This is a genomic window from Burkholderia sp. WP42 (assembly GCF_000745665.1).
Lineage (GTDB): Bacteria > Pseudomonadota > Gammaproteobacteria > Burkholderiales > Burkholderiaceae > Burkholderia > Burkholderia vietnamiensis.
On record NZ_JQJT01000027.1, the window covers coordinates 38713 to 54132 of the forward strand.

General features: G+C 64.9%; 17 protein-coding genes and 1 pseudogene. 9 read left to right on the forward strand and 9 right to left on the reverse strand.

Annotated elements, in window-relative coordinates; translation table 11 throughout:
* Positions 1 to 178: 178 nt before the first annotated feature.
* The 5 genes from EX20_RS18260 to EX20_RS30915 form a co-directional block, all read right to left on the reverse strand.
* Positions 179 to 952, reverse strand: coding sequence for a zinc finger-like domain-containing protein (locus EX20_RS18260; RefSeq protein ID WP_034194277.1), 774 nt, complete (start codon positions 950 to 952; stop codon positions 179 to 181).
* A 220-nt stretch (positions 953 to 1172) separates the two neighbouring features.
* A complete protein-coding gene (locus tag EX20_RS18265; RefSeq protein WP_034194278.1) occupies positions 1173 to 3680 on the reverse strand; it encodes a virulence-associated E family protein in 2508 nt (835 codons plus the stop codon).
* Positions 3681 to 3940: 260 nt separating this feature from the next.
* Positions 3941 to 4324 (reverse strand): hypothetical protein, encoded by a 384-nt coding sequence (locus tag EX20_RS18270; RefSeq protein ID WP_034194279.1) that lies wholly within the window; start codon positions 4322 to 4324, stop codon positions 3941 to 3943.
* Complete coding sequence (locus EX20_RS18275; RefSeq protein ID WP_034194280.1) at positions 4311 to 4853, reverse strand: phage regulatory CII family protein; 543 nt, start codon at positions 4851 to 4853, stop codon at positions 4311 to 4313. Before EX20_RS18275 ends, EX20_RS18270 begins: the two co-directional genes overlap by 14 nt.
* Positions 4854 to 4936: 83 nt before the next feature.
* A complete protein-coding gene (locus EX20_RS30915) occupies positions 4937 to 5206 on the reverse strand; it encodes a transcriptional regulator (protein WP_072465517.1) in 270 nt (89 codons plus the stop codon).
* Between EX20_RS30915 and EX20_RS18280 the strand changes: the two genes are divergently transcribed.
* The 8 genes and pseudogenes from EX20_RS18280 to EX20_RS18315 all read left to right on the forward strand — a co-directional run bounded on the left by EX20_RS18280 (position 5205) and on the right by EX20_RS18315 (position 10398).
* Complete coding sequence (locus EX20_RS18280) at positions 5205 to 5942, forward strand: LexA family protein (RefSeq protein ID WP_231572262.1); 738 nt, start codon at positions 5205 to 5207, stop codon at positions 5940 to 5942. The genes EX20_RS30915 and EX20_RS18280 overlap by 2 nt on opposite strands.
* 172 nt (positions 5943 to 6114) lie before the next feature.
* On the forward strand, positions 6115 to 6393 hold the full coding sequence (locus EX20_RS30920) for a hypothetical protein (protein WP_224020025.1): 279 nt from the start codon (positions 6115 to 6117) through the stop codon (positions 6391 to 6393).
* Positions 6394 to 6442: 49 nt separating this feature from the next.
* Positions 6443 to 6805 carry a hypothetical protein gene (locus EX20_RS18290; protein ID WP_034194282.1) on the forward strand — a complete coding sequence of 121 codons (363 nt, stop codon included), beginning with the start codon at positions 6443 to 6445 and terminating at the stop codon, positions 6803 to 6805.
* Positions 6805 to 8109 (forward strand): ParB/RepB/Spo0J family partition protein, encoded by a 1305-nt coding sequence (locus EX20_RS18295; RefSeq protein ID WP_034194283.1) that lies wholly within the window; start codon positions 6805 to 6807, stop codon positions 8107 to 8109. The genes EX20_RS18290 and EX20_RS18295 overlap by 1 nt, the downstream gene beginning before the upstream one ends.
* A complete protein-coding gene (locus EX20_RS18300) occupies positions 8106 to 8558 on the forward strand; it encodes a hypothetical protein (RefSeq protein ID WP_224020024.1) in 453 nt (150 codons plus the stop codon). The genes EX20_RS18295 and EX20_RS18300 overlap by 4 nt, the downstream gene beginning before the upstream one ends.
* A gap of 91 nt (positions 8559 to 8649) precedes the next feature.
* Positions 8650 to 8937: a hypothetical protein gene (locus EX20_RS18305; protein WP_034194285.1), complete on the forward strand. Its 288-nt coding sequence runs from the start codon at positions 8650 to 8652 to the stop codon at positions 8935 to 8937.
* Positions 8938 to 9069: 132 nt separating this feature from the next.
* Positions 9070 to 9330 (forward strand): annotated as a pseudogene (locus tag EX20_RS18310) (LysE family translocator); the annotation flags it as partial.
* Positions 9331 to 9441: 111 nt separating this feature from the next.
* Positions 9442 to 10398, forward strand: coding sequence for an alpha/beta hydrolase family protein (locus EX20_RS18315; protein ID WP_034194286.1), 957 nt, complete (start codon positions 9442 to 9444; stop codon positions 10396 to 10398).
* Here the strand turns inward: EX20_RS18315 and EX20_RS18320 are convergent.
* The gene (locus EX20_RS18320; protein WP_014725360.1) at positions 10395 to 11309 is read right to left on the reverse strand and encodes a phosphatidylinositol-specific phospholipase C; all 915 of its coding nucleotides are present in this window, start codon (positions 11307 to 11309) and stop codon (positions 10395 to 10397) included. The genes EX20_RS18315 and EX20_RS18320 overlap by 4 nt on opposite strands.
* A 6-nt stretch (positions 11310 to 11315) precedes the next feature.
* Here EX20_RS18320 and EX20_RS18325 point away from each other — a divergent pair, with 6 nt between their 5' ends.
* Positions 11316 to 12338: a LacI family DNA-binding transcriptional regulator gene (locus EX20_RS18325; RefSeq protein WP_034194322.1), complete on the forward strand. Its 1023-nt coding sequence runs from the start codon at positions 11316 to 11318 to the stop codon at positions 12336 to 12338.
* Positions 12339 to 12347: 9 nt separating this feature from the next.
* Here the strand turns inward: EX20_RS18325 and EX20_RS18330 are convergent, their stop codons facing one another.
* The 3 genes from EX20_RS18330 to EX20_RS18340 are packed head-to-tail and all read right to left on the reverse strand — an operon-like array spanning position 12348 to position 15348.
* Complete coding sequence (locus tag EX20_RS18330) at positions 12348 to 13235, reverse strand: carbohydrate ABC transporter permease (RefSeq protein WP_045577831.1); 888 nt, start codon at positions 13233 to 13235, stop codon at positions 12348 to 12350.
* Complete coding sequence (locus tag EX20_RS18335; RefSeq protein ID WP_081350652.1) at positions 13205 to 14113, reverse strand: carbohydrate ABC transporter permease; 909 nt, start codon at positions 14111 to 14113, stop codon at positions 13205 to 13207. Before EX20_RS18335 ends, EX20_RS18330 begins: the two co-directional genes overlap by 31 nt.
* Positions 14110 to 15348 carry an ABC transporter substrate-binding protein gene (locus tag EX20_RS18340; protein WP_011882563.1) on the reverse strand — a complete coding sequence of 413 codons (1239 nt, stop codon included), beginning with the start codon at positions 15346 to 15348 and terminating at the stop codon, positions 14110 to 14112. Before EX20_RS18340 ends, EX20_RS18335 begins: the two co-directional genes overlap by 4 nt.
* Positions 15349 to 15420 lie beyond the last annotated feature (72 nt).

The window sequence follows — 15420 nt, forward strand, 5'->3', positions numbered from 1 at the left end:
GCGAACGCCCTCCCAACAGACCCGACAGACAGTTATCGTTGTTGGTCGCGGCGCTCCCGCGATTCAGTACGCCTGTCGGGCGAAGGTTGCGACACGAGTATGCGGTCGCTCATTTATCCAGTGACGCGGTAAAGGATGTGCAGAGTTTAAGCGATCCGCTCTTGAAATGGAATACGTTTCATCCTCGCAATTGCCGACGCAATGTGTCGTACACCGATCCATCTACCGTATCCAGCAGCGCGAGCATGTCGTGGAAGCGCCACGACCAGTTCTTCCGATACTCGTCGAGCGATACGCCGAGCGCGTGCGCCCGGCCAGCGTCGTCGACCTGCCGCTTGCCGGAACCGGAACAGCAGGGGCAAATATGCCGGCCCTTCGAATCCGAAGCTGGCGACGCTGCGATCCGCCCCATCCCGCCGCAGTCGTCGCATGGTTCGTATTCCCGAAAGACCAGCGGCCCGTTACGCCCTTCGAAGAACGGGATACGCTCCTCCGATACACACACCTTCCCGCTGCCCCCGCATACATCACACGCGTGCGTTGATGTCGTGACGGCACGCGCGCGACGCACGACGCCACGCCCTTCGCACTCGACACACTGATCGTTCACCCACTCGTCTAGCAACCGCAGCGCGAAGCGCTCGACGATGTCGACCTTCGAACGCTCGACAGCGTGCCCCGCACGTTGATCGCGACGCTCATCGCGCGACAGGCCCGTGAACCGCGCACGCTTGAATCGGCCCGACGTCCGGATCATCTGCGCCAACAGCAACGTTGCACGTCGAACCATCGCATGCGTCGGCATCGGCCCGGCCTTGATTCGGGCCAGCAGGCTCCCGAGATCGTTCGCAAAGGCGAGCGCGCCCAAAGTAACTTTAGGATCGGCAATCGGGTCGGTGAACTGACCACGAACGCTCATCGCAACGCCGACCCGCTCTTTCAAATCGATCATGACTCTCTCCTACTCGTCCTAATGTCTCAATGTCCCAAGGGAAGAAGCTTGCAGGGGTGCGCGCCTGCGACATGCGACATGCGCCGCTCACGTCGCGCATGTCGCGCCCCTGCGCCCGCGCCCGAGACCGCGCCTTGGGACGTTAGGACATGGGACGTCCACGGCGCGCCAAGACGGGGCAAGTGGCGCGCTTACCGTGCAGGCACAGCGCGCCACGCAATCACAACGGACTGTCGTCATCACCCGCCGCAACCAGTTCGCGCTCCGCTTCCGCCTCTTGCTCTTCCTTCACGTAGTACCAACCGCGCGATCCGGTCGACTCGCGCTTGCGCACCCACCCGAGCGACTTCAACGCCTTGCCGATGCGGCGCTGCTCGGCCAGCGTCCACTTCGACGTGTCGAGCTTCAGAATGTCCGCGAGGATCTCTTCCATCGTCGTGCGCGACACGAATTCCAGGGCCTTGGCGATCTTGTCCTCGTACACGTCGCCTTCATAGCGCTCCGCTTGTTCGATCTCGAACAGCGGGCGCTCATGCTCTTCTACGTGCCACACGACGCCCGAGCGATACAGATGCACGGCTTCCGCCCAGAGCTGATCACGAACGGCCACAATGCCGTCGATGTCGACCAGTCCGCTGACACGCAGCGGCCAGTAACGCCGGTTGCCCGATTCGTCTTTCAGGTACGTGTCGAAGTTGACCGAGCCAGCGAACACGCACTGACGCGGGACGTCCGTCGCCCGCTTGCCGTAGAAGTTGCGGAACCGGTCGACAGCCGTCGCGAAGAAGCTCTTCACCGCCGACGAGTCGGCCTTGTTCAACGAATCCAGTTCGGCCAGCTCGATCACCCACTTCCCGGCCAGCACCGCGTACGTGTCCTTGTTGCCGATCTGGATTGGCGTATCCGTGAACCACGAAGCGCCGGCCAGCACCTTCAGCGCCGTCGATTTGCGATGCCCCTGCTTGCCTTCGAGGATCAGGACGTTGTCGACCTTGCAGCCCGGCTCCATCACGCGCGCGACGGCGGCGATCATCCATTTCATGAACGCGAGCTGCACATACTCGCTGTCGGCGACACGCAGGTAGGTCGACGGCATCGATCGCACGCGCGACACGCCGTCCCATTTGAGCCCTTCGAGGTATTCGCGCACGTCATGGAAGTGCTTCTCATCCGCCACCAACAGAACCGCGTTCATCACGATATCGGTGCGCACCGAGAGGCCGTAGCGCTGCGACAACCAAAGCGCGCAGCGCTGATCGTCCATGTCAGTCCACTCGCCCTTCACGCCTTGCCGGAACGGCGGTGCCTTGCGCTTCATCACGCGGCCACCGAAGTCGTCCTGCTCGATGACGCCTTGCCACGCTTTGTGATTCGCCAAGATCATGTGCACGTTGCCGAGCGTCGGCAGCAGCGTGCCCTTGTCCGAACGCGCGAGATCCTGCTCCCATGTGTGCGCGCCGTTCTCTGCCTCGCGGCCATCCCATTCCGGCTGTTTCGCGGCAGCGGACGTCGCGGCGGATTTCGTCGGCGTGTCGTCCGCGGTCGGCACCGCAACCGTCGCCGGCCGGATCTCTTCGTTCGCTGGCGCGATGACGCGCAAGATCGCCGCCTGCACCTGCGCCTGGACAGGATCGATACCCTCTTCGACGTGCAGGTCGTTGAAGTCGGTCAGCTTGCGCTCGCCGCGATTGGTGAATGCCGGATAGACCACGCTGACGTCGCCGACCATCGCTGCCGCCTCGTACGCACGCTTCAGGCCCGTGTTCTCGAAGCGCTTACGGCGCAACGGCATCACGTCGTTTCCGTAGCTCACCTCGACATACGGCACGCCATTGTCGTCACGACGGCGTGACGCGGCGACCATGTACCACGTGTTCTTCGCCTCGATCCGCACCGGGTCGGCACCAAACACTAGTTCACCCCGGAAAGCGAACTCGTCGGCGAGCCAGTCGCGCATGCGCTGCTCGATCTTCCAGTCGTCGTCGGCGCAGACCAGCACATGCACATCCGGATACGTTGCACGCAGATAGCGCACGGCCGGGAGGATGCCGCCCGCGTCGAAACAAACATTGACTGCGAACGCCTCGTCGATCGCCATGCGGATCGAGCGCGCGGTCGCGTAGCCTTCGGCAACCAGCACGATTTGGTCGTCTGCGCCGACCTCGCCGAGCAGATACGACGCGCCCTTCTTTTCCATGCCCTTGTTGAAGCGCTTCGCGCCGTCCGGCGTGATCTTCTGCAGACCGACGAGACGAGCTTCGTCGCCGTACTGATACATCGGCACGAAGATCGTGCCGTCCGCGTCGAAACGCACGCCTTCGGCCGTGATGCGCTTGCGTTCAAGATAGGTGGACTCGCCATGCTCTGCCGCGCGGTTCCACTGATCTCGCGCACGGTTCGCGGCGAGCTTCGCCTGACGCGCATCACGCTCCGCTTGCTCACGGTCGGCGGCTTCCTGACGACGACGCGTCTCCGCGAGTGCTTCCTCGCTCAGCGGTGCGCCGCTCCACTCGAATCGCTCAGTGCCCGGATCGTCGCCCGAGAAATGGCCGAACGTACCGCCATAGCCGATTACCGCCCCCTTGCTGATGACCTCGCGTAGCTGATACCAGTATTTCTTGCGCGGCCCGTATCGGTGATGTTTGCCGTCCGCGATGGGATGCCCGGCGGGCAGATCGGGATGACCCGCAGCACGCAATTGCTGAATAATCTGGTCCAGTGTCGCCATACAAAAATTCCCTCGATCAAAGTTACTTTGGCCGCATGTCGCGGCCAGATCACAATTCGTTGAGCTGCGCGCTGTTAGCTCGCGCGACGAGCCGCCTCCAGCTCGACGAGACGACGGTCGCGCTCGACCTTGTGAGAAAAGCTTCTCCATACGGCTCGCCCCGCCGCATAGCACTGCCGCCCGCTCGGCGAGCGGCTGTATTGCGATGCGCTGCGTCGCAACGCGCTACTGATCCCGTTCACGTTCACATGTGTCTCCGGTTATTTGCCGCGCAGTCGACGCCATTCCGCCGACATGAGATCGTCGAACGCGGCAAGGTCCAGCGCGCAGAGACGATCGGTAAGCTGGTCGCGGAACGCGTGACGTTCCGCCTTGGTTGCGAGCGCTGCGCATGCACGCGCAGCTCGCTCCATGAACAACCGCACGCGCCCGGCTGCGTTCGCTTCCGCAAGAATCGGAGCGAGACAATCCGGGAACGTGGCGATCAGTTCGGACAGCAAGCGCCCCGCTTCGGCGGGGGCATGCTCGAATCGGGATGCGAGCGTCGTGACAGCGCATGCCAATTGCTGCTCGGGCGAGCAGCAAAGGCCGATATGCTCACGGTCGGGACGACAGCACCCCATGCCGGGCTTAAACCGCTCCATGACGACGCCGGCGACGTGCGGCAAGGTTGCGAGCAGCGTGAATCAAACGCTGGAACAGACGCTGGCCCTTGCGGCCGGTCGCGATGATCTTCTCCGCGTCGTGGTCGTCGATCCGCTGATCCGCCAGCGCTCGTGTCACGTCGTCAGCCACAAGACCGACATGCGCCTGCAGGTGCAGGGCCGTCGAAACGAGACGCAGCGTGCCGGGTTCGCTGACGTCGTCAGCGGCGTGATCGTCGACGTGCTCGGCCACCAAACCGAATCGCGAATTCAACGCATGAAGCGCGTCGAGCGCGTACGCCTCGCCGTCTGCCTTTTCCTGCATCCACTCGATCAGCAGCTCGAACATTTCCATCGACAAGCGACTGTCGCCAACACCACGCAGGCGAAGGCGAAGCGATTCCGGTGTGATGTTCTTACCGCGCCGAATTGTGAGGTGGTTCGCCGCGTCGGCGACGCCGCCGGGCGTGTTGCGAACGGACGTATAGAGGACGTCCAGCCATTCGGTACTGTCGTATCGGCAGGTCATAACGTTTGAGATCGGAGCGTTTCATCCTGTCGCGACGCACGAAACGTCACTAGGATTCGAGATGTGCGATCGAAACCGCACGGTTAGCTGTTGCAGACATGCGTTGCGCTTGGCGATGGCCCCGATTGGCGGACGAAGGCCCAATCGACCCGACTGTTCAGTTCCTCACATCGCACGGCACCGTGGCAAAGCTGCTCAATTGGAGGGCAGTGTTCAGCCGGCACCCGCCGGCCCGCCTGCTTCCATTGCTGGACCGCCGCGCGAGTCACGCCAAGGTGATCTGCAAGCGACTGCATAGTCAGCCCGGCCGCTTTGGCGGCCCGATCCAAGGGGTGTTCAACGATGTTGTCCATGAGCTTCCATCATCAGCACAATGATAGAAATTCTAACATTCAAAAGATAGAAAATATAGCCATGCGTGCGCAAGATTTTCTTACCATTGAGCGCATGGACATCGGTGAATGGATAAAGGCGAGCCGCGAAGCTGCCAGCCTCAAGCAAGATGAACTCGCGGAGCGATTGGGGAAGACGCGCGGCAACGTGTCAGCGTGGGAGAACGGCCGTCACGAGCCAAGCTTCGGCCAGATTCTTGAGATCGCACGTATTACCAAGCATGCAATCCCCATCCCCGGCCTTGCGGGTACGCCCATTGGGAACGTTGTCCCGGCGAATGTCGGCACGCGTCGCATACCGCTGATCAGCAGCGTGCAAGCCGGCCTGATGAGCGAGGCAATCACTCCGTTTCCACCTGGTGGTGCGTTCGAGTACCTGCTAACCGATCTAGAGCTATCGGACCATGCGTTCGCCCTTGAGGTAGAGGGGGAATCGATGGCACCGGAGTTTATGCCCGGCGATAGAATCATCGTTGAGCCAGCCATTGCACCTAGGCCGGGCGACTATGTCGTCGCAAAGAACGGCAAAGAAGAAGCCACGTTCAAGAAGTACAGGCTTCGTGGCGTGAGTACGACTGGCGCGGAAGTGTTTGAGCTGGTCCCCCTGAATTCCGACTATCCAACGATAAATAGCGAACACGAACCCGTTCGGATTATTGGCGTGATGGTTGAACACCGTCGATATCGCCGGCGATAACCCGCTCCCCCGCAGTCCCGCTTCGGCGGGATTTTTTTTTGCGCACCCACTCCTGACTATTGCCTGCTCGATCTCAATAGATAGATTTTCTACCTACGTAGGATAGTTTTTCTTGCGTGTCGCGGGATAGAAAATCTATCATCCTCACGTCACAACCTATCGTGAGGAACTGATGAATCGCGAACTTCCTGAACTGCACGCCTCGCAACCCGCCGCTCATCCCTGTCAAGCGAGTTGCCTGATCGATTGCCAGCTCTACGACCGTCAAGAATGGCTCCGCGACGAGCAAACACCCCGCATTACCCCGTCCGAGCCGGCACGCCAAAGCAACTTTGAAAAATCGAAGATCTTCCGCTGGACGGTCGTCGCCGTCCTGCTGTTTGTCGTCGTGAACGTGTTCCAGGACGATCCGGTAGTCGCTCCGACAACCGCTTATCACGTCAGCGTTTAAGCCGCCCCGACCTGCCGGGGCGTATGGCCCCGGCGTCATGGAGACCACCATGCCGCGAATCAAATCCCCAACCTTCCCCCTCGTCGACATCGAGCGTCGCGACACCCTCTCACTTCGCACCATCACGCGTTACGACCGTAATGAGCGCCGCCCATCGACCCCAATTCTGATTGGCAAGTACGTAGTCGGACGCCGCCCATTGGTGGATAGCGTGCATACGGAGTATTTGATCCTCGACGGCACTGAGATCGCCGGCAAGCAGATCTCGATTCCTGACGAAGGCAATTGCGCCGACGCAATCAAGCGCCTGCGCGACGCAAAGCGCGCGGCCGGCATGGCGGCATCGAATGCGATCGATAAGGCGAAGAAGGCAGGCAACGCGCGCCCCCCTGCGGCACGGGAGGTCGCGTAATGGACGATCGCACGCAACAGCTCGACCTCACCGCGCCGATCCCGACCGGGAGCGCGAAGGCAGCAGCCGCCGCTGCGGGCGCAACGTCAGCGGACCTGTGGATGGTCCCGTACGGCCAACTTCATTACGACCCGTCCGACAACATCCGCCCCGTTGATCCCGAATGGGTGACGCACCTTACTGCCCTCATCATCGAGAACGGATACGACAAGGGTTCACCGCTTCATTGCTACGCGCGGAAGGTCGCAGGCAAGGATCTGCTGTTTGTATACAAGGGGCAGCACCGCTACCTTGCGGCCGGCAAGGCGATCGAAGCAGGCAAGGACATCGGCAAGATCCCGGTCGTCGTCCGTGACGCCAAGACAGTCATCCGCGCCGAAATGGTGATCGACGGCTATCTCAGCAACAACGGCAAGCAGTCGTCGCCGCTTGATCTGGCCGCTGCCGTCGCCGAGCTGCGCGACATTCATGGCATGACGCTTGCCGCCATCTGCAAGCGCTTGAACGTCACCGATCAAACGATTCGCGACGTCGGTCTGCTCGAACGGGCACCAGCCGAACTGCATCAGCTCGTACGGAACGGCCAATGCACCGGCACATTGGCCATCGAGCAGATCCGCCTGCACGGCGGCGACAAGGCGCTCGAACGGATCGCGTCGGGCCTTGCGAAAGCGAAGGAAGCCGGCAAAAGCAAGGTCACGAAGAAGCATCTGGCCTGTGACACAAAGCCTGCTAAGCAGGCCGCAGCAAAAACAACGAAGATCAGCGATGCCACTGCAAAGCAACTTTTGCAGGCGTTACAGGCGGTCCTGCACGACCCCGTGTTCGGCAAGCTTTCTCCGGGCACCCTCGACGCCGTACATAACGCGCTGACGCCACTCGCTGATCTGCTCGATACAGTGCCGGCTCACAAGACTGCGTACGCCATCGCCACCGCAAACGAACACGGCGTCTACACGCCAACAGATGTTATATCCGCGCCGAAGGAACAACGCACCGGCCGCCGCCCGGTAGAAATTCGGGTCGCGCAGATTGCGAAAGGTGAGTGGATCTATGGCATGGATTACACGATCGGGACAGCCGGCGGCGCATCGCCATGCACATACCGCGAAGGAATGCCGACCTATCTGACCCGCGTGCAGGCAATTCGCGGGGCCGTGCGCGACCTTACCCACCGCATCGAGGCGAGTCCTGCCATGTCGAAAGCGAAGGAAGCCAACAACGTGCGCAAGTGGCTCGACAAGTTGTATGTGATGCCCGACCCCGACTGGACGCCGGAAATGGCACTGGAGGTAGCCGCATGACCCTGCGCCCGGCCCTTTCTACCCCACGTCCGCTGCCGCAAAAGCGGGAACACGCGAAGAAGCGCCCGGCTATCGCACTAGCGAGCGTCAACGGCACTTCGATGCAGTCGAACAACGACGGGCTGACGCCCGCAACAGCGATCCAGAAAGACGAAGCGCCGCTCTCGCGGCGCAAAACTATCCAGACGAACGAAGCCTTGGCGGATACCCGCCAAGGCAAGGTCGCGCGCCTCGACGCCCTTCGCATCGAGATCCGCGCGTTGATCGCCGAGATCTCGCACGCGGCCGACGTCGAGTTGCTGGACCTGATGGCCGACGAGATTGGATCGTTCGCTCGCCATAAAGCCGCGCAGGACGCGCGCATCTGGGCAACAACCGCAGGCATCACGTTGGAAACCGGCTTGATGCAGCTTGGACGCGCCCTGCCCACCTATGGAGACCAGCAATGACGACCGCCGACAAGAGCCGCATTGATGCGCTGATGGAAGCCGTTTCCGCAGAGGCTCGCACGAAGTCCGTGCGCGGCGAGGGAGATGCACAATGAAGAGAAAGCAGCCGAAGCACGAAGCGCCGATCGCTGACACGCGGATTGCAGCGGAAATTTCGAGCATAATCAGCGCCGTCAGCTTTCAGGGGCTCAGTATCGAGACTCCGGACGGCAACCCCGCCACCCTCGCCGTGCTTGATCAGAATGGCAAGGTGGTCGACGCAGGCCCTGCGGTATCGCGTGCCGTGTGGGAGATCGCGATCAAATCGTATCGAAACTTCCTTTGTGCGCAGGGCTTCATGCGCGTCAGGACAGTCTCTCCTGACCAGCAGACAGCATGACAAGACACGGCGCCGCAAGGCGCCGTTTTCATTATGCGGTTCCGCCAGCACGTCAGCGGGAATGTGAAGCCCCGCGTACAGCTTTCGGACCAAGGCAAGACGATCGGGAAGCTCTGATAACATGTATATTGGCTAACGCTCGGCAACCCGAAGATCATGCTGTTCTATCTGGCGTTGCTGCCGACGATCGTCGATCTGACGCAGGTCGGCGTGCTCGCGTGGGGCGAGCTGGTCGGCACGATGCTCGTGATCCTGATCCTGACCGACTGCTTCTGGTCGCTGCTCGCGCTGCGGGCGCGCGCGTTCCTCACCTCCGCACGCGCGAAGCGGATCGCGAACCGCACGAGTGCGACCGCGATGGCCGGCGCGGCGGTCGCGATCGCGGTGCGGTGACTCGCCCTCGCCGGGCATGACGAACGGCGACAGGCTCCAATCGGAAGGTCCGTACGATCGGACACGCAGGCCAGCACGTCGCATGCACTCGCCTCACCTGAGGAGTCCATCATGAAGCACTGGCTGTCCGCTTCGCTTCTGTGCCTGTGCGCGACGCTCGCGCAGGCGGCCGGCGTCAAGTTCGCCACGATTCCTGCCGATGCATCCGGCCCCGAACTGCACGCGATCATATGGACGCCCTGCGCCGATGCCGCGCAGACGCTGACGGTCGGCCCGTACCTGCTGCAAGGCCGGCGCGACTGCGCGACCGTCGGCGACGCGCTGCCGCTGGTCGTGATCTCGCACGGCCACGGCGGCACGTATCTCGGCCACCACGATCTGGCGGAAACGCTCGCCGACGCGGGCTACGTCGTCGCGGCGATCAATCATCCGGGCGACACGTTCGCCGACATGAGCCGCGCCGCCGACGCGCAGGAATTCTTCGAACGGCCGACCGACATCAAGCGGCTGGTCGACTACATGCTCGGCCCCTCGGCCGACGCCGCACGCATCGACCCGGCGCGGATCGGCTTCTTCGGTTTTTCGCGCGGTGGCTACACGGGCCTCGTGCTGGCGGGCGGCAATCCCGATTTCGCGCATGCGCCGGTCGCATGCACGAACCCCGCGTGGCGCATCTGCAAGCAGATTCACGACGAAAGCATCACGCGCCAGCCGTTGACGCACGACGCGCGCATCAAGGCTTACGTGATCGCCGATCCGCTCGACGAATTCCCGAGCGCCGCCACGCTGACCAACGTGCACGCGCCGATCCAGCTATGGACCTCCGAATTCGGCGGCGACGGCGTCGAGCCGCACACCGGCCCCGCGCTGGCCAAGTTGCTGCCCGCGCGCCCCGAACTGCACGTGGTGCCCAATGCGGGGCACTTCGCGTTTCTCGCGCCGTGTCCGCCCTCACTCGCGCAGCACGCGCCGGCCGTCTGCACCGACGCGAAGGGTTTCGATCGCGTGGCGTTCCATGCGACGCTCGACGCGAGCGCGCTCGCGTTCTTCAACGCACACATGCGCTAACAGCCGCTCGGCGCGCACGGCCGCGCAACCACGAAACCGTTGCACGCGACCAGCGCGCGCACGAGCGCCCAGTCGTCGTCATCGCAGAAGTCGAGCAGCATCGCGCCGCACGGGCCGGGCCGTTCGCGCAGGTGTTGGGCGAGCCGCGCATGGATGCCCTGCACGCGGCCGTCGCCGCGCGCGACGATCGACGGATTCGCGCCCATCCCCGTACCGCTGCAGAAGTTGATCGCCCAGCGGCCGCTTTGCGGCGACGGCATGCCGGTCAGCAGCGCTTCGATCACCCGCCACTTGTACTGGATCGACCCGACGACGGGCACCCGGTATTCGTCCTGGATCACGAACGACGCATCCGGATGATCGATCGTGAAGGTCGCGTTGTCGGGCCACGCGCTCAGGTCGATGCCGAGCGGCCGGCCGCTGCGAAACCGCCGCAGCAGCACGATCGCGCCGCGCACGTCGCCGAGCGCGGGTAGCGCGCGACCCGCATGCCAGCGCAGTGCCGGATGACGCGCGCGATGCGCGTCGAACGTGGCATCGAAGCCGCGCGTGCACGCGTGCGCGGGCCATTCGTCCTTCACCGACATCACGATGCATTCGCGCGGATGCGCGGCGAGAAACCGCGCGCAATCGGCGAGCACGTCGTCGAACGACATGCCGAGCGCGATCGCGCCGTGATGAATGTCGAACGTGTCGCAACGATGCCGGCAGCGGATGTCGAGCAGCCGCACGCCGTGCGCAAGCTGCGCAGCGAGCGGCGCGCGCTGCGTGCGCACGAGCGGATCGTCGACCGTATACGCACAGGTGTCATGGCTGCCCGGTAGGGTCAGCGTATGCAGCGGCCGTGCGTCGTCGAGCGCCGACATCCAGTCGGTCAGCGGTGCGGGCGTTTCGTGTGTCGAGAGGAACATGTGTCGATGATCGGCAAGGAAAGGAAAACCTGGGTCACGGCGTCGGACGTCGCCGCGCGCGCCGGCGTGTCGCGCTCCGCGGTGTCGCGCGCGTTCTCGTCGACGGCGAGCATCGCGCCCGACACGCGCGAACGCGTGATGGCCGCCGCGCGTGCGCTCGGCTATCAGGTCAACCTGATCGCGCGCGACATGATCACGCAGCGCAGCAGCATGATCGGCGTCGTGACCGCGGGTTTCGAGAACCCGTTGCGCGCGCGGCTGCTGTCGGACCTGATGGCCGTGCTCGGGCAGCGCGCATTCACGCCGCTCGTGACCAACGCCGACGACCCGCAGCAGCTCCGGCAAGCGCTCGAACGGCTGCTCAGCTACCGCGTCGCCGGTCTCGTGATGACGTCCGCGTCGCCGCCGCTGTCGGTCGCGCGGCAATATCTCGCGCACCGGATTCCGGTCGTGATGATCAACCGGGAAGCGAATCTGGCCGGCGCGGACGTCGTCGTCAGCGACAACGCGGCCGGCGCCGCCGAGGCCGCGCAGCGTCTCGTGCGCGCCGGCGCACGCCGGCTCGCGTTCGTTGGCCCGCATACCGCGAGCTTCAGCGCGCGCTCGCGCGCCGACGCGTTCGCGCACGCGCTGCAACGCGGCAACATGTCCGGCGCGACGCTCGCGAGCGTGATCGATACGGCATCCGACACGCATGCGTGCGGCCTCGACGCCGCGCAGCAGCTGTTCGCGGCCGACCACCGCCCGGACGGCGTGTTCTGTTCGTCCGACCTGCTCGCGCTCGGCGTGATCGACGCCGCGCGCGCCGCGTTCGGCCTGCGCGTGCCCGACGACGTCCGCGTGATCGGCTTCGACGACATCCCCGCCGCCGCATACGACGCGTACCGGCTCACGACGCTGCGCCAGGATACGCAAGGTCTCGCGCACGCGGCCGTCGACCTGCTCGCCGACCGGATCAGCGCATTCGACGGCGCGTCGCGCACGCGCGTCGTGCCGGTCACGCACGTGGTGCGGCACAGTTGCGCGTGACGCGCGCCGTCACTTCAGCCCGCCCGCGAAGCCGCGCAGCAGGTAGCGCTGCACGTAGCCGGCCATGGCGAGCGTCGGCAGCGACGCGAGCAGCCCCGCGCTCATGAGGTCGCCCCAGTCGATGCCGTTCTCGGTCACGTAGCCGGCGATCGCGAGCGGCAGCGTGAAGCGGCTTGGCGTCGACACGAACAGCAGCGCGATCAGGAATTCGTTCCATGCGGCGATGAACACGAAGATCGCGGTCGCGATCAACCCCGGCGCGCACAGCGGCAGCACGATCTGCACGAGCCGGCGCGCGAGCCCCGCACCGTCGATGCACGCGGCCTCCTCGTATTCGAGCGGCACGTCGCGCACGAACGCGAGCAGCATCCAGATCGCCATCGGCAGCGCGTACAGCTGATACGCGAGCATCAGGCCGGGCGTCGAGTCGAGCAGATGCAGGCGCTTCGCGAGCGCGAACAGCGGCACCGCGATCGTGATCGGCGGCATCAGCTTCAACGCGAGCACGAGCATCAGGAACAGCACGTCGAGCCGCGCGGGAAATCGCAGCCGCACGAGCGCGTACGCGGCCGGAAACGCGAGCACCAGCGCGAGCAGCGTCGTGCCGAAGCCGACCAGCAGCGAATTGGCGAGCGGCGCGCCGATGCCGTTCGACCATACCGACGCAAAATGCTCGAGCGTCGGCGCGGCCGGCCAGATCCGCAGCGGATGGTCGAGCCGTTCGAGCGTCGGCATGAACGCGGCGCCGGCCATCCACAGACACGGCAGCAACAGCAACGCGAGCGCGACGAGGCGCAGCGCCCACGGCGCCGCGTGCGCGAGCGCGGCGCCCGCGCGCGCAGGCGCGCTGCCGACGCGTTGCGGCGTCACGCGCGCCGCTTGCGAACCGTTTGCCATACGTATCCCGAGACCAGCAGTGCGGACGCCGCGAGCATCAGCACCGACGCGGCGCTCGCCGTTCCGACGTCGAAAAAGCGGAAGCCCGTGTCGTAGATGTAGGTCGACAAGGTCTGCGTCGCGTTGCCGGGGCCGCCGCCCGTCAGCGCATAGACCTTGTCGAACAGCTTGAACGTGTCGATCGAGCGCAGCAGCAGCGCGAGGCCGATCTGCGGCGCCGCGAGCGGCAGCGTGATGTCGCGCAGGCACTGCCATTCGCTCGCGCCGTCGGTGCGCGCGGCTTCATAGAGCTCGTGGGGAATCGATTGCAGCCCGGCCAGCACGATCAGGAACGCCATTGGCGTCCACTGCCACACGTCGACCAGCGCGAGCGACCACAGCGCGAGATGCGGATCGGACAGCCAGCGCACGCCTTCGATGCCGAGCGCGGCGAGCAGCGCATTGAGGAAGCCGTCGAAGTTCAGCCAGTTGCGCCAGATCGCCGAGCACACGAGCGTCGACAGCATCATCGGCAGAATCGCGAGCGGCAGCGCGATGCGCCGCCCGGGGAAAGCGCGCACGAACAACAGCGCGAGGCCGAAGCCGAGCGCCACTTCGGCGAGCGACGCGACGATCGTGAACCGCAGCGTATTGCCGAAGCCGGCGGAGAAGGCGTCGTCGCCGAGCACCGCGCGATAGTTCGCGAGCCCCGCGAACGCGCGGCGGCCCGCCGTATAGTCGACGCGGCAGAACGAGTCGACCAGCACCTGCGCGACCGGGTACAGCGCGAGCGCGGCCAGCACCAGCAGCGCGGGGCCGAGCAGCGCGACGAACGGCAGACTGCGGACCAACGGCTTGACGCGCGCGACGCCGCCGCGCGCATGGACGCGCGCCGTCACTTGCCGGCCGCGGCCATCGCCTGCGCGATCTTCTGCTGTGCCTGGCGCAGCGCCGCGTCGGGCGCGGCCTGCCCGGTCAGCGCGAGCTGCAGTTGATCGCCGAGAATGCTCTCGACCTGTTGCCAGTCCTTCACGCGCGGCCGCGCGCGGCCCGCTTCGAGCGCCTTCAGTTGATCGGGATACCAGCGATACTGGCGCACCAGCGCCGGATCGGCGAACACGCTGCGGCGCGTCGGCGGAATGCCGAGCGCCGCGAGCCGCGTCTGCGTGTCGCGCGAGCTCAGGTACGCGAGGAAGTCCTGCGCGAGCTTCGCGTGCGGCGCATCCTTCGGAATGCCCATCTGCCAGATGCCGAGCATCGGCGCCGGGCCGGCCGTCTGGCCGGGCGGCGGCTGCAGCGCGATCTGCCCGGCCACGCGCGACTGCTTCGGATCGTCGAGCGCCGGAATCCACGCCGGCCACACCTCGATCGACTGCGCGGCGGCGCCGCGTTGCAGCGCGTCGCGCACTTCGGCGGCGCCGTACACGTCGACGTCCTTCGGCGCATACGCCTTCAACGCGACGAAGGTCTTCAGCGCGGCCTGCGCCTCGCGCGAATCGATCGTCACGTTGCCGGCGCGATCGAACACGTCGCCGCCGTACGCCCACAGGATCGGCAGAAAGCCGGTCACGATCGGATTGCCCTTGGTGCCGCGAAACACGACGCCCGACATGCTGCGGTCCGCCGCGCCGACGGTCTGTGCGATTTTCAGCACGTCGTCCCAGTTGCGCGGCGGCTGCAGGCGGTACTTCGCGAGCAGATCCTTGCGGTAAGCGAACATCTCGACGTTGCCGACGATCGGCAGCGCGTACAGCGCGCCTGACGCATTCCGGCCGAGCGCGACCGCGGACGGCACGAGGTCCGCGTCGGCGAGCGCCGCGGGCAGCGGCTTCAACCAGCCGTTGCCGATGAATTCGGGCGCCCACGTGTCGTCCATCATCACGAGGTCGTACGTGCCGGTGCCTTCGCGCATCGACAGCTTCAGCTTCTGGTACAGGTTCGCGTTCGGCAGCTTGAGCAGCTCGATGTCGGTGCCCGGATGCAGCTTGTTGAAACCGGCGACGGCGTCGGCGAGCCCCTTGCCGTAGATGTCGTCGCGGCCCGCGATGACGAGATCCGCCGCGAAGGCATGCGAAGCGGCAACGGACAGCGTAACGGCGGCGGACAGCGCGCGCAGACGGCTCAGCAAGGTCATGTGGTCTCTCTCGTTCGGCGTGGTGGCAGGTCGGCCTCGCGCTGCACACGTGTGCAGCGATGGCTATGCTTC